Raw genomic sequence first — 22,283 nt, 5'->3', positions numbered from 1 at the left:
AGTTAGATCTTTTTGATAAAGTAAAACTATTAATCTAGTTTTATATGATATATTAGATATGAAAAAACCAATTATTTGAAATAAAATATACTCAATTCTCATTGTAGTTATAATAAAGAAGGGTGTTATGCATTAAATAGGAATTATTAGTAATATGATAAATGTATTGATATAATACTTGATCATTATCTCCATGATAATTTAATAACAATTAATAGAACTAATGAGATTATGATCATAAAATATTTTTATGGATATTATAATTGCATATTAGCACACTGAGTATTTAATTACATCTATATAACTATTTTGTAAAAATATAGTTATTTTGATTTTATCACGAATAAAAGTTGATAATATTGCATAATTTATTTTATCTATAGTTTAATATTACTGGTTTAAAATATCAGGATTTGTATTGTAAAGATTTTTGTAGGTTTCTTTTTTTAATTAAAATTAAAATTCTTATATTATATTAATATTGATATTTTATCATATTGAGATAATTTTTATTTTGATAAGAAATTAGACTTTCACTTTGATAAAGTTAATAGTAATTACAGGATAAATAATATTTTTGTATACAATATTATTGTTTTAATAACATAAAAATTACTTGATTGATATTATATATATTTGATTAATTTATGTAAAAAATTTTTATGAGACGCTCTGATTATACCATTGTAGTATGTAATATTTTTATGAAGATCGATTAGTTTTATTTTAATGTTTGATTTTTTTATTTTGTTTCATTACAGAGTATATAATTTTTACTCAAGTAATCTCATATTTGTAGATCTTTTAGATTAATTTTATTTATGATCATTGTCTTTTAGGATGGAATGTTATATTTTTATTTTTTGTTAATGTGGTTAATATTTTTACTGGATTTATAATCAAGATATTTTAGACAAATTGATATAACTGAATTTAAATAGAATTTAAATATATCGAATAGTCTCAATTTTAATCAATATGATTATAATGATTCAATTAATTAGATTAGAAGCATCTCTTTTGGGTTCAACTAATGTAATAACTATGTATAATAGGTTATTGTTTACTTTTCTTAGTTAAAGAGAAAACTGTATTTATTTATGTATAGATAATGAATATCTTATGATTTTATTTTTTTTCTTTAGAGTGAACATATTACTAAAAAAAGAAATGGATCTACTTTATTAGCTAAATTTAATAAACCTGTAGTACAGTGTCATTCTTTTAATTCAGTTGTATTTTTAAACATAATTTTCTATTATTATAGTATATGTAGATTACAGAAGATATTAGATAGAATTAATCATATAGATTTTAACTAGAGTAGTGGTTTTCCGTAAGAGTTGGATAGAAGGTTCTAATTATTATAGGATTACAATTAATGATTGTTTGTATGTTATTAGAACTTGATTCGTATTTGTATTAAAAGTGGTTAGATGAATCTAATACTCTGCTATATCTTTTTATAGATTATGATTCATAATCACCATTATAATTATGATAAAACGTTATATAGTTTGTCTTTATTATGTTGAAATCACGATTTAATTAATAGATTGTTCTAATCATGTAAGAGTTTCTTGGATAGATATTTCAAAGATAGAAATATTTTTGTTTATTTTATAATACTACAGTTAGTTAGTCATGGTTATTTAAATATATATTAGTACCTAATATATTTATATTATATCTATAATATAGACCATGAGTTTCTTATTAGATGAGATCTATCTTAATTCTACTCAGGTAATAGTAGTAATGTCATTTTTGATGGTTTATGAATATTGACTATTACTTTTTCAATATATGGTTGTTTTATGAAAGGATTATCACAGATTATAGATAAGTGTTATATTTTAGAGAAAGCAGTTGAAACTGCTCTTAGTTTAGCTGAAGCGAATCATAGTCAAGCAGAAGTGACTGTGGTTCAAAGTAATGGTATTAGTATTAGTACTAGCTATGGAGCGATAGAAAATATTGAGTTGCATAGCGATACTTCACTTGGAATTACTGTTTATTACAAACACCATCAAGGAAGAGCCTTTTCTACAGACTTAAGTCAAGTGGCAATTAAACACACCATAGAGGCAGCATTAGGGTTTTCGAGATACACTTCTCCGGATCCTTGTTCCGGTATACCAGAACTAACTCTCTTGGCATGGGATTCTCCAGATTTAGATTTATGTTATCCATCCAGCATGGATATTGATTCTTCTATTAATTTAGCATCTCGCGCAGAGAAATCGGCTTTACAGATGGATCCGCGTATTACTAAGACTGGAGGCGGGAGATTTGATAGTCGTATAGGCATAAAGGTTTTTGGTAATAGTTACGGAATGCTTCAACACTATTGTTTTACTCAGTATGCACTTTCTAGTTGTGTCATTGCTGAAGTTAACGGGAAGATGGAACGAGATAATTTTTATTCAATTAGTCGGTCCATTACGGATCTTCAGTTGCCAGAGGAGATCGGCAAAGAATGTGGTCGTCGAGTTTTATCACGTTTATTACCTCGAAAAATTGGTACTATGAAAGTACCTGTTATCTTTTTTTCAGAAGTGGCAACAGAATTATTTGAGCATCTTGCGGTAGCTATTAATGGAAGTAATGTATATCAAAAATCTACTTTTTTATTAGATGCTTTGGGTCAGCAGATTTTTCCTAAATGGTTGAATATTATAGAAGATCCTCATATACGAAAAGGTTTAGCATCGGCTCCATTTGATAATGAAGGCGTGCGTACACAGAAAACTGAGATTATTAAAAATGGTATTTTACAACACTGGTTACTTAGTAGTTATACCGGTCGGAAACTTGGATTACAGAGTAATGGCCATGCTGGTGGTATTTATACTTGGTTTGTGTATGGAGAAAAAAAATCTTTTAATCAAATTCTTAAACAGATGGGCACGGGGCTTCTGGTAACTAAATTTTTAGGTCAGGGATTTAATAAGATGACTGGAGATTATTCTCGTGGTGCTTCGGGATTTTGGGTAAAAAACGGTACAATTGAATATCCGGTTAGTGAACTAACTATTTCTGGTAATTTAAGGGATATGTGGAAGGGGATTATTTCTATGGGTGATGATACTGAAATACGTGGTAACATTCAATGTGGATCTATTTTCATATCTGAAATACAAGTTGCAGGATATTAGTTTTTTTAACTACGTTTATTATGTAACATTCATAATATATTTTTTATAGTTATTGAATAATGTTCATATTATATATGCTTCATTATAAAAACGTTTGTCAAGCATAGAGGTGTCTGGTCCATAACTGTATTATAGCGATCTTCATATTTATCTCTGTCTATTTGTCTAAATATCAGAAGGCTTTAATATGTCAGTATATTGAAGGTATTTTGAGATGATAATTAATAGTTTAAGATGCTTATGTGCAATTGTGTTTTATGATTTGATTATTGTTTTGATATATAGTTGATAGTATTTATATATGTATAATGCTAAAATATAGTAGATAATATAAATTAGGAGGCAGATTTTTAGAGGTATTTGCATAAAGTTTTGTAATGAAAAAATTACTGCGTGTATAAAATAAAAAGAAAGATATCGTCGAGATAATTAAAAATAAAGAATCATATGCATTAAGATTTCTTTGATCGTAATAGATTTGATTTTAATATCAGGTCTATAATTGTTTTATTCTATTTTAGTTTGATCTAATAATAGATTTTATGAGGTGAGTGTCAGTAAGTTCATTAAAATCAGTTTTTTATAAAAAGATCAAGAATTTATGGATTAAATCCTGAGAATTTGATATGTTAATTTAACATAGAGAATTTCTATTTTATTAAATAACATATAAAACAAACGTTGTTTTTACCTAACAAATAATATCTATTATATTAGATAGATGCTAGGAAGAACAATTTTATTGTAGAAATGAAAAGATAAACATGATTATTTAGTGTTCAGGAGCTATAAAGAATGCGGAATAGCCTAGAAAATAATGCTGCATAGTTTAGAGCAGCTATAATATTTATTATATTGCATATGTTTATTATTGATATATAAATCATAGTGTTATGATTATAACACGTCTCTAGTGATCATTGTTCTTTAGTTAGACGAACTAAATATTTTATTAGCATGGACGAGTTTTATTTCTTAATATACATATATTATGGGATATACCAGACTGTTTATCTATTTTCTTTCTTCACTCATCTCTATAAGGATAATAATGAGAGATTGATAGAAGAAAGATTAGTTAAATAAAAATTAATTGGCAAGTGTTTCTTTTTTTTAGAAAATTCAATGTTTTATATAGACTATACAAGGTGATATTAATTATTTTTTGTAAGAGGATTAAATTTTGTGTTTAAAAAATAAGAACTAGACTTGGAATTAGTATAATAATGAATAGTTAATTGCACGCTCCTAATAGCGGGTCTTTGATAAAAAGAATGATATGATTAATGAATTAACCAAGTTATACATAGATAGCAAGATTGTCGATTAGATGAGATCTATCTGTAATAAACTGAAGTGGTTTCAATGGGTAGAGTAACCACTTGGTCTCATGTATTTTCTAATGAGAGAGATAAACCTTATTTTAAGGTTTTAATTGATCGACTTCATTATGAGAGAATGACTGGAAAAATTATTTATCCTGATAAAAAGGATGTGTTTCGTGCTTTTCGTTTAACTCCGTTAGCAGAAGTAAAAGTTGTTATTATTGGACAAGATCCCTACCATGGTCCTGGTCAGGCAGATGGTTTATCTTTTTCTGTAAAACCTGGTATACATATTCCTCCATCTTTATCTAATATATATAAAGAGTTAGTCAGTGACATTCCTGGTTTTTTGCCCCCTACACATGGATGTTTAGACAGTTGGGCAATTCAAGGAGTTTTATTACTTAATAGTATTTTAACTGTGGAAGCTGGGCGTCCTTATTCTCATTCGAACTTAGGTTGGGAAATCTTTACTAATCAAGTTATTTCTGTTATTAATCAATTCTCTAGAAATATAGTATTTTTTTTATGGGGTCTCTATGCGCAAAGAAAAAGTATACTTATTAACCCAAAACGTCATTGTATTTTTTTAGCACCACACCCATCACCATTATCAGCGTTTCGTGGCTTTTTAGGTTGTAAGCATTTTTCTAAGGCTAATCAATGGTTGATTAGAAAAGAAAAGACCATTATAAATTGGACACCGTATTTGCCTTTAAAGGGACATCCCATTGATTAGTTCTTTGATAAGAAATATTTAGATCATTCATAATGAATACATTATCTAATCAAGGAAGTATATTTCGTTCTTTGGTTAGATAATGTATTTGTTTATTTATACAACGCAGTTATTATCATGCGATTCTTAGAATAAGAATCGTGTATTTAATATAATAATTCCTTAAAAGAATAAAGGTTAGCTTTTCTTGCCTTTAGAAACAGAAACCATTGCTGGTCGAAGTAATCGACCATTTAATGTATAGCCATGCTGCATAACCATTATTACATGGTTGGATTCTACCTCTTCAGAATCTAATATTGACATAGCTTGGTGAACTTCCGGATTAAACGGAACATTAGTTTGACTAATTATTTCTATGCCAAACTTATGGACTGCATCTAGCAATGTTTTCATTGTTAGATCAACCCCTTCTATCATGGGTGCTAGTGCAGGATTAGATTTATCTGCTATTTCTAGAGCTCTTTCGAGGTTATCAATAACAGGTAATAATTCATTGGCGAATTTTTCTAGAGAAAATTTATGTGCCTTTTCTATATCTATTTTAGTACGGCGACGAATATTTTCAATTTCAGCTTGAGCTCTTAGCTTGGTATCACGTAAAGTATTTTTTAATTCAACTAAATGCGTTTCTAGAATAGCTAAGTTCTCAGTATTATCCTTTGTTACTTCTGACGACATAATTTGATCTTGTTGATTTCCGTTTTCTATTTCAATTTTATTTATATCTGTTTCATTTATTTTTTTTTGGTCTGGACTACTCATGAATTTCTCCGTGTATATAGACATTCATCTCGCTAGTCTTCTTACTATGGGGGTGATCATTGTGGTTTCAAGGGATATGTCACGGTCAGACTAGTTTGTTTTATAAGGAATATTAATATAATGAATCGGTTTTTTAGTTGTATTGGGATTATTGGACATCCACGTCGTCCTGCTATTTTGAGTACTTATAATATGCTTTATCGCTGGTTATTGGCAAAAGATTACCAAGTAATTATTGAGACGCATATTGCAACTCAGTTAAATCTCCGTTATCGTGTTAAAACTGGGACCTTATCAGATATTGGTCGTATAGCTGATTTAGCTGTCGTAGTTGGTGGTGATGGAAGTATGTTGAGCGCTGCTCGCAGTCTTGCTTGTTATGATATCAAGGTGATTGGTATTAATCGAGGGAATCTTGGATTCTTAACTGATTTGGATCCGGAAAACGCTTGGTTACAGTTAGAACAGGTGCTAGCTGGCCATTTCTTTGTTGACAGACGTTTTCTTTTGGAGGCGCAGATATGTCATAAATCAGGACCGCCATGTATTGCTACTGCAATGAATGAAGTAGTAGTACATTCTAGAAAAACAGCACATATGATTGAATTTAAAGTATATATTGATGAAATGTTTGCTTTTTCAGAGCGCTCTGATGGTTTAATTGTTTCAACTCCTACTGGTTCAACTGCTTATGCGTTGTCTGCAGGAGGACCTATTTTAATGCCATCAGTAGATGCAATAGCATTAGTACCTATGTTCTCACATACGTTATCAGCTCGTTCTTTAGTAATTCACAATAACAGCAGTATCTGTCTGCGTTTTTCAGACATATGTGGTGATCTTGAAATTAGTTTTGACAGCCAAACTGTTTTTCCTATTCAAAAAAGTGACCATATTGTTATTTATCGTAGTAATGATGAATTAAATTTAATTCATCCTAAACATTATAATTACTTTAATATTCTTAGTTCAAAGCTTGGATGGTCAAAAAAATTTTTTTAAAATTATATAAATATAATTTTATATATCTTTGAAAATATTAAAAAATAATGGCTAATTTTAGCTCTATCTATTTCGTTATAATATGGAAATATTGATTTCTCTTAAATGAGAAAATATTAATTTATACTGATACAAATGGGTTCATCATGTCTTGAAATGATCTCAGTATTGTAGTTAATTTTGCTTTTGAAATCACTATTTCAATAACTTGTTGCTCTAAAGCAGCATGCTGAACATTTTTCATAAGTGTGGTATTTTTTTTGTATAATGCGATCGTTTTTGATGAATCCTCATGAGAAAATGCTGTCTCTTGAATTAATTTTTGAACATGATCTTCAGTAATTGTTATGTTATGGGTGTGAATAATATTATTTATAAGGAGGTTAATTTGTACACGGCGTCGCGCTTCTTCTTCAAAGAGCTCACGAGGTAATGTTAGTGTACGTTTTTTATTTTCACTAAAACTCTCTTTTGTTTGATTTTTTAGGATATTAATTGTGTTTTCAAGTAAAGAAGCAGGCACTTCTATGTTATTAGCTTTAATGAGTTCATCGATCACCTGTTTTTTAATGTATTTATATACAGCAATATTAAGTTCGCATTGCATGTTTTTACGAACTTCGCTACGAAGCTCTTCTAGGGATCCATTTTTTATACCAAGATGTTTAATGAAATCAGGTGTTAAGTCTGGCAATTTTTGCCTTTCTACTTTTTTGAGTACTATTTTAAATACTGCATCCTTGCCTCTTAGGTTTTCAGTGGTATATTCTTCTGGGAATTGAATATTAATTGTGAATTTTTCGCCTGCTTTATGACCAATAATTCTTTCTTGTAAAGTAAGGATCATAATTTCTGAGTCTGTGTATCCTTTTCCTGTTGTTAATATAACATTAGAGGCTTTATTCCCTTCAAATGGTTGATTATCTATAAAGCCAATAAAGTCAAGAGTTACACGATTATCTATAGTTATGGGTTCAGAAGTTTCTTCCCACGTAGTTCTTTGTTTTCTAAGAAGATCTAACATTGCGCTAATATCGTCTTCAGTGACTTCAGTAATTGGTTGTTTAATCTCCATGCCTTCTAGGCCTTGCACTTTGATTTCTGGGTAAACCTCAAATTCAGCAGAAAAGGTATAATCCTCACCATAAAGATATTCTTTAGGCATGTATTTCGGTGCGCTAACTGGGTTAATCTTTTTTTGCGTAATTACATCAATAAAGTAATATTGCATAAGATCATTTAAAATATTTTGATGAATAGATGTGCTATAACGTTGCTTAATCAAAAATTTTGGTGCTTTGCCTTTGCGAAAACCATCAATTCTTATTTTTTTAGCTATGGTATCTAGCTCATTCTGGATTGCTTTTTCAATCACTGTCTTATCAATAGTAATTGTAATTCGTTTACCTAGACCTTGAGTTGTTTCAACTGATGTTTTCATTATGTGACCTCAAAAATAATTTATGTGGTTAACTTTAGATACATCCTGTTATTTTTTACAAGATGAATTGTATAACCAAAGTGCTAGAACTATACTCTTTTTAAACAAGTATTGTAAAAATATGTTAATATTATAAATATACTACTGTATCATATCTCTTCGTGTTTTAATCAGTTTAGAGCAGCTTCTTTAATTGAATATAGTTCCTTTTAATGTAGAAAAGTAATTGCAGATTCCTTATTAAAAGTAATATATACTATAATATAGTAATCGAAAGGGCATAATATGTAACGTAGGTTATATAATAAAATATTTAAGGATGTTATTGTAACTTTTTAAATAAAATATAGTAAAACACTGTGTGTTTAGAGAAAGCAAAATGTAATATCAAGGATTGATATTAAATCAATTTCAGTATAAGTAGATTTTCTTATCCAAGAATATAGGTATTGATTATGGTGACTCAGATTCATTTTTAGTAGATTTTTCGTGTATAACAAAGAGTTTTTCTTTGATTTTTCAGAGAAAGGTGGCTCTTTTTAAGAAATTTTTATTAATGAGATTGATTTATTTATTACATGCATGTGAATTAATGAGAATTCAATAAATTATTATTAACTAATAATATTAAATATTTATAGTTTATAAGTTTATATACTAGAGTAATTGATTCAAATGATTAGGATGGATATATGGTAATAATTTTACATTTTTTCTTTTTGAGAGGGAAGTTCTATCTAAATTAGATTCAATACTTATTATTATTTTTTAAAATAAAAATTTTCTTAAGTATTCATTCTTTTGTTTTGAAAAATAATTAATGATATTTATATTTGTATAAATAGACAATATCTTATTCTGAATTAAAGATAAATACTATCAAAAATATTTATACGAATCAAATGCTAAATGATCTATAAAACCCCAATGATGGGGTCTTATAGATCATTGAGGGTTAATCCAAATCATGGTCTTCAATAGATTGAAGACCTTGTACTTCAATTTCTACGCGACGATCTGGTGCTAAACAGGCTATCAGTTCTTCTCGTTTTTCTATATTTTCACAAGTATTCATAGAGATGGGGTTGGTTTTGCCTGCTCCATGTGAATAAATTTGATCAGAAGGAACACCTTGAGACACAAGGTAATCTACTACAGATTGGGTGCGTTTTTCAGATAGTTTTTGATTATATTCTTCAGAACCAATAGAATCTGAATAACCTACTAATTTTATAGAGCGGTGTTGAGGGTCCATACTTTGTAGTTGAGTACATACTTGATTAAGAGTGTGCCTTCCTTCTTTTTTTAAATCTGTTTGATCAAAATCAAACAATACATCAGATTTTAGTGTATAATGATTAGTTTCCTTAGTTAGAGGTGATGTGAAAATGTGCATTAAAGATGATACATCTTGACCAAAATGATAGGAGAGACCAATATTTAGCTGGTTATTATCAGGACGAGTACCTACAGTTGATGCATCTCCGATATTATTAATCCATTGATAATCGAGATGTGTAGTCCAATTTGGAGTTAGAGTGTATTCTATTCCTAGTGTTGCTACCGGTGACACACCAGTATAATTTGTTCTTTTTTGTTCTTTTTCTAATTGTTTTTGTTTGGTTTCAGTATGCCAAACCATACTTCCTAATCGGGTATATATATTAAAATTATGGGTCAGAGGGTAGCTTAATTTAGTTGCCAGCTGCACTCCTTGTGCTTTAAAAGCACCGTGCGTTTTTGTTCCTTTATAAGGCATGCGTCCTAACCAGTTGTAGCCCAAGTCAAATCCAAGATATTGATTAGCTTGATAACCAAAGAATGCGTTAGAGCTTAATTGGTTCTTGTGGGTGGGACCGTCATTATCAAGGTAATGATTACCATAATATTTTGTGTCATGGTACTGAGACCAGCCAAATTGTCCACCAATATACCAAGTATCATCTTGAGTATTGGATTGCGCTGTTGTAGTAAAACTAGCAAGCGCTGCTGTAATTGCGATAGCTGTTTTGTTCATTTTTTTTCTCGTTATTATGCATATCAAACATGGACTTTAAGTTGTGTCTTTGGTAAAACCATTTACTATATTATTCAGCTGTTTTATAGCCCTCCATAAATATATATAATGTTTAAGTTTTGTCCTAGTTGATAACTAAAGTTTACAACGTACTAGAAAACTTACAAGTGTGTTATTCTATAGTTGAATAAAAAAATAAAGTATTTATGAGGATATTATATTTAATTTTTAATTATTTATAGATTCTGGATAGAGATATAAATATATTAACAGATAGTATATTTAATTTTACCGAAAGAAATTTACAATAATCAGATGAATTTTTACAGATATACTTTCGGTATTAGATAATAGTACTTTATCGATCATGTTCTGAAAAATACTGTATTAAAATTGATAAGACTTTAGCATTGTCAAATCTAGCAAGTCAGATATTTTTTAAATGAAGATTTAATAAAATGTTTATGAAACAATAAGCCTAATAATAATCCAGCTTATAGATTTTTTCTATATCGGATTTTTTGAACCATAATTATATGATTGTTTCTATTTGCATATAGATTTATGTTTTAGACTGATATAGTCTAATATATTTTTTATATATCTATAATCTTTATTAACATATTGATAACAAAATATTGAGATATATGGAGATGGTTAATATCTAAGATGATTTTTTTAAGTATATCACTTGAATTGTGTCTAAGTTAGATAATTTTAGCATGGAGTATTTTAGATCAGAATGAAAGAGTAGCATGTGAGACGATCTATAAAATTTTATATTTATTTCAAGATAGAAGTATTTTAAATACTACATATTTTCTGTATTTAATCTATATAGGTCGTAACAATATAATAGAAAAATCATTAGAGTAAGATAAACAGAGAATTTGTATAAGCCTTTACGACGAAAATCTTAATTCATTAGTGTTTAAAAATTTATATAACAATACTTGATTTTGTGCGTTTGCTAAATAATGTATAATTTTAAATTAATAGATTAGGCATAATCAGTATATATCAAAAATATCATGTAGAATCAGACAAAGAGGGGTAGTGGTTATACTAATAAATAGAGTATTTTATAAGGACCGCATATAATAATAATTGAAAAATTAGGTATATAACACTTTATCATTAATGATTTATAGTTGTACGATTTATGTGTATAAATTTTTTATTTACTTTATGAACTAATTCTATAAGACCATATTGAATGTTATTATGTTAACCATGAGATATGTATATGCTGAATGCATTTAGACTAAAAAACAATCGTCTAAGCCGATTGGAATTGGAGAATCCTAGTTCTAACGACAATTTAAGTGAGTCAATTTGGGTTGATCTAATTGAACCAGAAGAGATTCAACGGGCACATGTGCAAAGCGTTTTAGGACAAGTCTTAGCTACTCGGCCTGAATTAGAAGATATTGAAGCATCAGCACGTTTTTTTGAGGATAAAGATGGGTTGCATGTACATTCATTTTTCTTTTATGCAGACATGGATGATCATGCCGGTAATTCAACAGTAGCATTTACAATTCGAGATGGTCGTCTTTATACTTTGCGTGAACGTGAATTACCAGCATTTCGCCTATATCGTATGCGAGCGCGTAATCAAACTTTAATTGATGGTAATGCTTATGAATTATTACTAGATTTATTTGAAACTAAAATTGAACAACTAGCAGATGAGATTGAAAATATATCGAGTAACTTAGAAAAATTTAGCAGAATAATTATGGGTGGAAAGCAATGCGATGAATTTGATGAAGCTTTATCTGCGCTAGCAGGTCAGGAAGATGTTGGTTGGAAGGTTCGTCTTTGTCTGATGGATACCCAAAGAGCTTTGAATTTTTTAGTAAGAAAAGCTCGTCTACCTAGTAATCAGCTAGAGCAAGCACGTGAGATTTTACGTGATATTGAATCTCTTTTACCACATACAGAGTCATTATTCCAGAAGGTAAATTTTTTAATGCAAGCAGCTATGGGATTTATAAATATTGAGCAAAGTCGTATTATTAAAATTTTTTCAGTTGTATCAGTAATTTTTTTGCCTCCTACTCTTGTGGCTTCTAGTTATGGGATGAATTTTATGTTTATGCCGGAGTTGAAATGGTCTCTAGGGTACCCTTTAGCCATTATAGTCATGATACTTGCAGGACTCGCGCCCTATGCTTATTTTAAACGAAAAAATTGGTTGTAGAATTGTAATCTATATTTTCAGATATAGACGGTTTAAGTATTAGGGTAGATGATTATAGAAATTACCTCATGCATAAAAGGTAGTTATCTGTAAGCTAATATAGTAAAGTACTATAAATGAGAATTTATGGATCATATAATGATGTTGATTTAAATTTATAGACTGTCTATTTTTTAAAAATTTGTTGAATTAGAGCTCTGACTGGATTTTATATGATATATTGGGAATGAATCGTTAGTCAGTTAACCTGAATTTAAAATAATAGTATTATCTAGATTAGTGATTTTCAATAAATCGAGAGATATTTTTCTGGATAGATTCAATGAATCTACGTTATTGTAATTAATTTTTAAAGATATTATTTATTTTTTTATTTGTAACAATTATCTCTTTGTTAGAGATAGCTGATATTTCATAAATTCATAATTTATTTTGTGATTATTCACAAACGTGAGTAAAAATACGGAGTTCTTTTGGAATTTTAAATATCACGTTTTCTTCACATCCTCTTAGTTCTGTAGGATATACTCCTCCGAGTTTGGACAGTTTGTGAATAACTTGTTGCACTAGAATGTCTGGTGCAGATGCTCCAGCTGTTACTCCAATATGGTGAGTGTTTTTTATCCATTTTTCATCAATATCTGCTTCAGAGGCAATGAGATATGAGTTCGTTCCTATGGATTTAGCTTCTTCGACTAATCGATTAGAATTAGAGGAGTTTTTAGATCCAACCACCAGAACAAGATCGCTTTTATATGCTAAAGTCCTGACTGCTTTCTGACGATTACTTGTAGCATAACAAATATTACTGTTAGGCGAGCTTTTTATTGCAGGAAAACGAGAGCGGAGCGTATGAATAATAGGTTGGCTATTATGAATGGATAGGGTAGTTTGTGTTATAAAAAACAATTTATTTTCGTTTTTCACTTTGAGTAAAAACACGTCTTCTTGTTTTTCAATTAGATATATGTCACCATTTGGGTTCTCATACTGACCCATAGTTCCTTCGACTTCTGGATGACCAGAATGGCCAATTAGAATAGTTTCGGTTTCTGAGCAGCTAGCGCGAGTTACTTCTATATGAACTTTTGTAACTAATGGGCAAGTTGCATCAAAAAGTTTTTTTAAACCTCTCTCTTTAGCTTGTTGACGTATTTTCCTGGATACACCATGAGCAGAGAAGATAAGAATGGATTTTTCTGGAACTTGATTTATGTTTTCAACAAAAACTACTCCACGATCTTTAAGATTATTAACTACATAGTGATTATGAACTATTTCATGGTACACAAAGACTGGTGCTCCATATATTTCTAATACACGCTCTACAATATTAATTGCACGTTTCACACCAGCACAGAAACCACGTGGTTTAGCTAATAATATTTTCATGAATAATTTCTAGGATAATAGATTGGTTTTATACTAATTTAGTAAAAGGAAATAGCGTTTTTTATAACTATAATGGTTAGTAGATCTTATCTGTTCTATAGAATTATGTTAAAAAGGCATCAGATCTATTTGTAAGAAAAAATATTTATAGTGCTTGTATCTCAATGTGAATAATATGTTTATAAATTGATTTTTTATATTTTAATCATATTAATTTACTTATTGGAGTTAGTAAAATTAGATTCATTTCATTATTTTATTTTAAATTAAAAATATTGTTCTGTAGTTTGATGTAGTATAACATACTAATGTTGTTACTATAACCAATTATATTATAATTGTTTATTTTTTGTTAGAATTTAATGGTGTCTTAGTTTAGTTCTAATTAAAATGGTACATATCGAATCTATAAACAATAAATTATAGAAATTTTTTATCTTTAATGATAATTAGTGATTGTAATAATCATAGAAAACAGATAAATGACTAATGATTCTTATTTTTATAAAAATTTATTTTTTACTACAATTAAAGGTTTTTGTATCTCATTATTTAATAACTATCATTAGCTTAATTATTAAGTAAATAAGTCAAGATAAAAGGAAGTACGGAAGAGTGCTCATTCAAGGTATTTAGCTGTTTTGGTCAACTTTATATTAATCGCATGATTACTTCATATTTTTTGAAAATCCTACGAGATTTAGGATATGGTTTGATATTTATATTCAGAAAAACAAGATATTTTCATATTATTTTTTATTAGTAGATAGCAAGGTAAGATTAGTTTAGTTTCTAACTATGGATGCGTTATAGCTAGATATTGTAGTAAAATTTTTAAAAAGAGATATTGATTAATATAAGTTATTGAACTGTGTGCTTGTATAAGAGATGGATTAGCTTTATATAACGATAATACTATATTTTTTAATAAACTTTTTATATTGTTTACAATTTAAATTGATTTATTCCTTAAATATAAAAAAATAGAACCAATGCATACCGAAGTATCTGCAATATTAAATGTAGCAAAATGCCAATTACTAATATAAAAATCAATAAAATCTACGACATATCCATAACACACTCGATCATAAAGATTTCCTAATGCTCCACCTATAAGCAAAGAATAGGCCATTTGATTTATTTTGTAATTAATATTAGTTCTATAAAGTTTGATTAAGAGAATAATTACGATAGATATCGTAATGCCAACTAAAGACCAGCGGTAGTAATTTGTTATATGTGAAAGAAAACTAAATGCTACACCGTAATTATGAGTATAAAAAAAATTAATATAAGGGGCTAAAGGTTTTAATTCATATAGCATTAAATGCTGCATAATCCATTTTTTACTGGCTATATCAATGGTACTTATTGTTACAATTAAATATAACCATTTCACTTTTCTGTAGATCAGATTTAATGATATCATACAAATTGTCGCTCTTCACCATCTCCCTTGATATTTGTAATACAACGTTCACAAAGGTCAAAATATTTGGAATTTAGGCCAACATCAGGAGTGTGATGCCAACATCGTAGGCATTTTCTTCCACTGGCTTTGTGTACAACTACCTTCAAGTCTTTAATCATATCGCTTTGATATGCGTCGCGAGGAGCATCATCCAGATGTAATACTTCACTGCTTGATGAAAGAAAAATAAAACGAAGCTCTTCACGTAGACGAGTTAACATGCTTGTCAATGGTTCATGTGTGTATAAAAGAATCTTTGTTTCTAGTGCAGATCCAATTTTTTTCTCAAAACGAGCTTGTTCTATGGCTTTATTTACTTCACTGCGAACTTTGAATATTGTATCCCAGTATTCATTATTCATAGATTCCTGATCATTTAAACTAAATAAGTCTGTAAACCATTCTTCTGTAAATACATATTTTGTTCGTTTACCAGGTAAATATCCCCATAGCTCATCTGCAGTAAAAGATATAATAGGTGCCATCCAACGAACTAATGATTCGGCAATATACCATAATGCTGTTTGACAGCTTTGACGAGCAGTGCTTTTAGTTTTTGCGGTATATTGGCGGTCTTTAATAATATCGAGATAGCATGATCCCATTTCAATAGAGCAAAATTGTACTAATCGTTGTACTACTGTATGGAATTGATATGCCTCGTAGGAGGCAATTATTTCATTTTGAACTGTTAGTGCGCGACCTATAACCCATCGGTCTATTATGACCATATTTTTTTCTTTTATTTTATCAGTGTCAGGATTAAAATCGATTAAATTAGATAATAAAAAACGTGCGGTATTACGGATGCGACGATAGCTTTCAGATGCGCTTTTTAGTATCTGATTTGAAATAGCTATTTCTCCAGAATAATTTGTTGATGCTGTCCACAAACGTAGCACATCGGCGCCTAGTCTATTGACAATCTCTTGTGGTCTAATTGTATTACCTCTAGATTTTGACATCTTATAGCCTTTGTCATCTACAGTAAAACCATGAGTCAAAACTTCTCGATATGGAGCTTTACCTGTAATAGCTGTAGAAATTATTAAAGATGACATAAACCAGCCGCGATATTGATCAGAGCCTTCTAAGTAGAGATCTGGTAAATAGTCTTTAAATTCATTTCGTGATTTAAATACTGAATAACTAGTTGATCCCGAATCGAACCAAACATCTAGAGTATCAGAGACTTTTAGATAGTCTTCTGAATTTAATGTAATGTAGTCAGACAGTTTCAGATCCCACCATGCTTGTACGCCATTTATTTCTACTAATTTAGCGACTTTCTCGATAATGTCTAATGACTGAGGATGTAATTGATTAGTCTCTTTATGGACAAATAACGTTAGAGGAACACCCCATATTCGTTGGCGCGAGATACACCAGTCAGGACGATTAGTGATCATAGATATAATTCGTTCCTGTCCCCATTCTGGTATCCATCTTACGTTATGCGCCTGATTTAAGGATTGTGCCCTGAGTCTTTTCTTATCCATGCTAAGAAACCATTGAGGGGTACAGCGAAAGATAATAGGCGTCTTATGACGCCAGCAGTGAGGATAGCTGTGATCTATTGTATCTATGTATAGAAGTGCGTTTTTTTCGCGTAGAAGTGTAATAATAATCTGATTGGATTTAAATACGTTTTTACCATCTAGCTTTGGGTGAATTGATGGAATATAGCATCCATCTGGTCCTACGGAATTAGAGACTTTAATCTCATATTTTTGACTGACAATGTAGTCATCTACACCATGAGCAGGCGCTGTGTGTACTAGACCCGTTCCATCGTCTAGAGTTACATGTTCGCCTAGGAAGATAGGAGAAATTTGAGGAAGAAAAGGGTGATGAAATTCTAACTTTTCCAATTCTGATCCAGAGGTTTCACCTAAAACTTTCCACTTCATTATACCAATTTTTCTCATACAACTATTCACTCTTTCTGAAGCAATTATGAGAGTTCTTTCGCCAGTACTCACTAATTGATAACTGAATTTTGGGTGTAGTGATATAGCGCGATTAGCTGGTATGGTCCATGGGGTAGTAGTCCAAATTACTATCGAAATTGGGCCAATAGTATCGAGATTACTAAATTTACGTTGTACTTTTTTTTTGTCAACAGCATCAAATAGAACTTGAATAGATGGAGAAATTTTATTTAGGTATTCTACTTCTGCTTCTGCTATTGCAGAGCGACAATTTAAGCACCATTGTACTGGCTTGGCACCCTTATATAGATGACCCTTTTGAATCATTTTTCCAAGTGATCGAATGATATTGGCTTCCGTCTGAAAGTCCATGGTTTTATACGGATTATCCCAGTCTGCTAATATACCGAGGCGAATAAAGTCAGTTTTCTGTTGTTCTACCTGTTGAGAGGCATATTGTCGACATGCAGCTCGGAAGTCAGATTTACTTATGGATCTCCTAGTTTTAGAAAGACTCTTTTCTACTTCTTGTTCAATTGGTAGGCCGTGACAATCCCATCCTGGGATGTAAGGAGCATTATAACCCGAAAGGCTTTTAGATTTGATAATAATGTCTTTTAAAATTTTATTTACTGCATGGCCAATATGGATATTACCATTTGCATAAGGAGGTCCATCGTGTAAAAAAAATGTTTTTTTCCCTTCTTTAGCATTTCGAATCATGTTATATAATTTATCATTATACCAACGTTGTAATATAAATGGTTCTTGTTTTGCTAAATTTCCTTTCATAGGGAAATCTGTTTTTGGTAAATTAAGAGTTGATTTATAGTTAATCATTAGATCCTTGTATTTCGTTTTTTTTTGTATTTTACGGGTTTATATTAATAAAAACCTTCTAAATAGATGGATAGAAATTTTTTGTATTTATTGAAAATCTAATTATAGTGGATGATAAGTATAAGTTACATAATATATTATATGTTTGAGTTATTATTTTAACTGAGAAAGAGCATTTTATATTTTAATAATAGCATTCACACCAAAGGTTTATGAATTTCTTATTTCACTAGTGATTGACAATACGTGTTCAGTTAGTTTTATAGCATGCAAAATTGTATTTTTGAGATCTTTGAATAACATATACTTTATTTTAATTTTTTGCGATACTGTTTATTTTGTTTTTTTTATTAATTTTTCTTAGTCTTGATTGATGTTATAAAATAAATATTTAGATGAGTGTAATGGATAATTACAGTCTATAATTTTTCTTAATAAGTTTTTTGTTAATAAAATTATAACTATAATATTAAATTTTGTTCATATTGTTTCACTGTGTAATTAATATAATGTATTATATGGATTGATTTTTTTATTGATGTAAAATTAAAAATAATCTATTTCAGAGATTGAATATGTATATAATTCATTATCGAAGATTTCTATATTGAGATGGTAGAAGTAAGATAACTTCGGTTCATATTGAAGTTTTGTAGATTAAAATATTTTATAGTGATATAAATATGATATTCGTTTATGTGTTATATAATTTTCAGTGCTATTAAAATAGGTATTAGGTTAATAAGATATAGTATTAGTGATCGTATTTAAAGGACAAGGTCTAAGTTATTGTTGGATTATTATGATTAGTTGTATATTATTACAAAGAGTTTAGAGTATTGCTTGAGATTACACAATTAAAGATTATCTCTTTAGAGATAATACATGATGTATTAATAGTTTAATCATGATTGCTTGCGAATAATGTTTGAAAATTTCTTGACACCTTTGTGAAAAAGACCATAATTTTTTTATTTATACATTCTTAATAATATTATTAGGAGTAATGTTTTGGCAAATATTAAATCAGCTCAAAAACGTATTGTAACTTCTGAAAAGCGTCGAAAAAATAATATCAGTGATCGATCAATGATCCGTACTTTTATTAAAAAAGTATACATGGCTATTTCTAGTGGGGACAAAAAGTCTGCTCAGAATGCATTTTCTATTATGCAGCCACTGGTTGATCGTTATGCCTCTAAAGGACTTATTCATAAAAACAAAGCTGCACGACATAAATCTAATTTAATGGCAAAAATTAAAAAAATGCCTATGAATTTATCTATACATAAATAATTTTTTTAAAAGTTTATATTTTTTATATTTTCTGTTTTTTATAAAAGGTTAATTAGGATGTTTGTTAATCTTCGAGAACATTTAGTTTCATGGTTAAGAATTATTTATCACTAATATAAATCATGTATTTTTATTGATATTTCTATATTAGAATATGATGATAGTAGATCAAATCTATAATTTTTATCTTTTTAAACATAAACTATATAATATATTATTAATCAAGATATGAGATAAGTAACTAATTTTAATTGATAAGTATCAATTATTTAAGTTTTGCGTAATACTCAATGTATAATCTAATTATACATCTTTTTTAACAATTTCGTGGTTAAGTTATTGATTAAATAAATATCGAAAAGATGTAAAGATTTTACATCGGAGACTATAAGCCTCTATAAAATGAAAATATTTATATTTCTTATTATATAGATTGAGATTTGAACAGTTTTCAGAACTATATTAATATAGATTTTTTTAATTGTTATATTATATTCTATAATACATAGAAGAGGTATGAGAACGTGATTTTTTCTGATAGAAAATATTTTAAAAAGAGAGATAAGTCAGTAAATTTGTAAATTTGAAGTAACGTATGTAATAATTAAAGTTTAATTCTTTACTTCTAATAAAAGAAGGATAGTTATTTTTAATTTAACTATTAATTAATCTTATTTAAATTAAAAAGACTTTTCTTGATCCGTTATGATATGTAATCTATCTTTGTATTTAGGTAAAATTTTCTTCAACTAGATGATTGTAGGAAAGTAATAACTAGAAGGTTTTCTACCTACTGATTTTTATTCATTTAATATATTGTGATGTAGTAGTTATTTTTTGGACTAAAATGATATAAGAATTATTAAGATTTATATTTTAGATAGTTTTTGATATTTTCTTGATCGTTCTTTCTTTCTAAGAGTTAGAATGATTTTTGTCTTAGTAAGATTTTAGTTTCTGGTGTACTTTTAGTCTAATACCTCCTGTTAGGTTATATTAGAATCATGTATTTTTTTGACTTAATTAAATTAAGTGACTTTTTTATTTGGATTAGACGAAAAAATTGTATTTCTTTTAAGTACAATTTTGAATTGCATCACATTTAGTTATTGGTCTAATAAATTACATATATTTAACAAATTTTTATTTTAACTAAAATAGATATATGAATTTATGGTTTATGTGTAACTTAGTTTTTTTATAGAAAGTAACTTGAGGATCATTAGTGATCTTAAGTTTTAAGAAAATGAATATTTTATAAATATAAAATAAGTAAAATTAAATTAAAGGTTTATATTTTTTTGTTTATTTTATATTATGTAAAGAAGGAGTTCTTTATTTGAGGGTATTTAAAGAATCTATATTTTTAATATATTGTTGTTCTGTGATCCATCCATGAAGATCTATTTTTTTGCATCGTTGACTACAAAACGGTCTCCAGTGATTAAGCTTATCCCAAATCACTTTTTTTTCACAAGTTGGACATTTCACTGAATTAGGATTGTTCATTATTCTTTCTTTATTATTAGTTTCGTAATGGTTTTATTTAATTTTTTATCTATTAATGTAGATTATTATTTAGATAATGTTCCTAGTTTAATTAGTTCAGTTATAAATAATTTAGATCTTTTATATTAGATGTACCTTTTAGTATCTAGAAGGAGTTTATATATTGATTGGTTGATAGATATTTATTTTTATATCTGAATGATAAAATATACATTACTAAAAAGATAGAAAGTTTGTTCCAAGAACTACGTGTGGTATTTTGAGATATTCTGTTTTGAACAGAATTAAGTTATTATAATAATTAACATACAAATATTAAAGAGAACTTGTTTATATCTTTCTAAGATAGAGGATTATGATGAATAAAGATTTCTTAATTTATATATTTCAGATATATTGATTATAGATTTGTAATCGTAATTATGATATTTAATAGTATATTGTCATAATTAGTTTTATGTATAAATATTTTATAGATTTTATGGTCGCTTATATATGATATATATCATATATAAGAATATTGTAGGTATATATACCATATATTACTAATTTTTATATATACATACAATTTATATTAGTTTTATATTTTATATTGGATGATAGTTTAATTTTTTTTCTTTAAGTTTACTATTGCTTTATAAATAAGTATTTAATTTATGTTAGTTTTCAACAATGATTTTTTTGAAAGAAACCGTCGTCTATTTGAATAATACAATCAAGTAAGGAATTTTCTAGTTTACCATACGTTTTCTATATTTTAATCATCATAATCCTATCTATTAATATAGATCGTGATTTATTTTTTTTATTTTAGAAAAATATAATTATATTGATATGTTTATCAAACGGGGTTTTTATATAAAAATAAAAATCAATCATTTTTATTTCTTTAATCTAAAAAGAAATGATATTGATCATATCAAATTATTAAGACTATTTCAATTTTATTTTTCTATTGGGAAAAGATTAAGAATTATAGTATAACTTTATGATATTAGAGTTGATCATTTGGAGCGGGAAACGAGACTCGAACTCGCGACCCCGACCTTGGCAAGGTCGTGCTCTACCAACTGAGCTATTCCCGCAAAAACTAGATAGGATTAATTGTTTTTTTTATTATTAACTACGAATTATAACAATATTATTTTTCTATGCAACTTGTCTCTTATGGACTAAGAGTATCAAGTT

Annotated in this window: 12 protein-coding genes and 1 tRNA gene; 5 read left to right on the top strand and 8 right to left on the bottom strand. The window is 28.4% G+C overall.

Annotation, left to right across the window (positions count from 1 at the left end; translation table 11 throughout):
- Nucleotides 1-1,817 precede the first annotated feature (1,817 nt).
- Together pmbA and ung are read left to right on the top strand one after the other, a co-directional pair.
- Nucleotides 1,818-3,158: a metalloprotease PmbA gene (gene pmbA / locus HACICURT3053_RS02315; RefSeq protein WP_157992125.1), complete on the top strand. Its 1,341-nt coding sequence runs from the start codon at nucleotides 1,818-1,820 to the stop codon at nucleotides 3,156-3,158.
- Between the two features lie 1,365 nt (nucleotides 3,159-4,523).
- Nucleotides 4,524-5,222: a uracil-DNA glycosylase gene (gene ung / locus HACICURT3053_RS02310; RefSeq protein WP_157992124.1), complete on the top strand. Its 699-nt coding sequence runs from the start codon at nucleotides 4,524-4,526 to the stop codon at nucleotides 5,220-5,222.
- 177 nt (nucleotides 5,223-5,399) lie between these two features.
- On the opposite strand, the gene grpE is transcribed toward ung, so the two are convergent.
- Entirely contained in the window at nucleotides 5,400-5,987 is a 588-nt protein-coding gene (gene grpE / locus HACICURT3053_RS02305) for a nucleotide exchange factor GrpE (protein WP_157992123.1), read from the bottom strand.
- A gap of 120 nt (nucleotides 5,988-6,107) precedes the next feature.
- Here grpE and nadK point away from each other — a divergent pair, with 120 nt between their 5' ends.
- On the top strand, nucleotides 6,108-6,989 hold the full coding sequence (gene nadK / locus HACICURT3053_RS02300) for an NAD(+) kinase (RefSeq protein WP_157992122.1): 882 nt from the start codon (nucleotides 6,108-6,110) through the stop codon (nucleotides 6,987-6,989).
- Nucleotides 6,990-7,110: 121 nt separating this feature from the next.
- On the opposite strand, the gene tig is transcribed toward nadK, so the two are convergent.
- Both tig and ompA read right to left on the bottom strand, forming a co-directional pair.
- A complete protein-coding gene (gene tig, locus HACICURT3053_RS02295; RefSeq protein ID WP_157992121.1) occupies nucleotides 7,111-8,430 on the bottom strand; it encodes a trigger factor in 1,320 nt (439 codons plus the stop codon).
- 955 nt (nucleotides 8,431-9,385) lie between these two features.
- The gene (ompA, locus tag HACICURT3053_RS02290) at nucleotides 9,386-10,447 is read right to left on the bottom strand and encodes a porin OmpA (RefSeq protein ID WP_157992120.1); all 1,062 of its coding nucleotides are present in this window, start codon (nucleotides 10,445-10,447) and stop codon (nucleotides 9,386-9,388) included.
- A gap of 1,246 nt (nucleotides 10,448-11,693) precedes the next feature.
- Here ompA and corA point away from each other — a divergent pair.
- Nucleotides 11,694-12,653 (top strand): magnesium/cobalt transporter CorA, encoded by a 960-nt coding sequence (corA, locus tag HACICURT3053_RS02285; protein ID WP_157992119.1) that lies wholly within the window; start codon nucleotides 11,694-11,696, stop codon nucleotides 12,651-12,653.
- A gap of 438 nt (nucleotides 12,654-13,091) precedes the next feature.
- Here the strand turns inward: corA and ispH are convergent, their stop codons facing one another.
- The 3 genes from ispH to ileS all read right to left on the bottom strand — a co-directional run bounded on the left by ispH (nucleotide 13,092) and on the right by ileS (nucleotide 18,290).
- Nucleotides 13,092-14,045 carry a 4-hydroxy-3-methylbut-2-enyl diphosphate reductase gene (gene ispH, locus HACICURT3053_RS02280; protein ID WP_157992118.1) on the bottom strand — a complete coding sequence of 318 codons (954 nt, stop codon included), beginning with the start codon at nucleotides 14,043-14,045 and terminating at the stop codon, nucleotides 13,092-13,094.
- A gap of 952 nt (nucleotides 14,046-14,997) precedes the next feature.
- The gene (lspA, locus tag HACICURT3053_RS02275; RefSeq protein WP_157992117.1) at nucleotides 14,998-15,477 is read right to left on the bottom strand and encodes a signal peptidase II; all 480 of its coding nucleotides are present in this window, start codon (nucleotides 15,475-15,477) and stop codon (nucleotides 14,998-15,000) included.
- The gene (gene ileS / locus HACICURT3053_RS02270) at nucleotides 15,474-18,290 is read right to left on the bottom strand and encodes an isoleucine--tRNA ligase (protein ID WP_157992116.1); all 2,817 of its coding nucleotides are present in this window, start codon (nucleotides 18,288-18,290) and stop codon (nucleotides 15,474-15,476) included. The genes lspA and ileS overlap by 4 nt, the downstream gene beginning before the upstream one ends.
- A gap of 1,011 nt (nucleotides 18,291-19,301) precedes the next feature.
- Between ileS and rpsT the strand changes: the two genes are divergently transcribed.
- A complete protein-coding gene (rpsT, locus tag HACICURT3053_RS02265) occupies nucleotides 19,302-19,586 on the top strand; it encodes a 30S ribosomal protein S20 (protein WP_157992115.1) in 285 nt (94 codons plus the stop codon).
- Nucleotides 19,587-20,921: 1,335 nt separating this feature from the next.
- Here rpsT and HACICURT3053_RS02260 read toward each other — a convergent pair.
- Both HACICURT3053_RS02260 and HACICURT3053_RS02255 read right to left on the bottom strand, forming a co-directional pair.
- Nucleotides 20,922-21,095 (bottom strand): DNA gyrase inhibitor YacG, encoded by a 174-nt coding sequence (locus HACICURT3053_RS02260; RefSeq protein ID WP_157992114.1) that lies wholly within the window; start codon nucleotides 21,093-21,095, stop codon nucleotides 20,922-20,924.
- 1,009 nt (nucleotides 21,096-22,104) lie between these two features.
- Nucleotides 22,105-22,180 (bottom strand) — tRNA-Gly (locus HACICURT3053_RS02255).
- Nucleotides 22,181-22,283: the final 103 nt, after the last annotated feature.

It is taken from the genome of Candidatus Erwinia haradaeae, assembly GCF_900698855.1.
Classification (GTDB): Bacteria; Pseudomonadota; Gammaproteobacteria; order Enterobacterales; family Enterobacteriaceae; genus Erwinia_E; species Erwinia_E haradaeae_F.
Note: the sequence above shows the minus strand (reverse complement) of the source record. Positions and strands in the feature narration are given on the sequence as shown.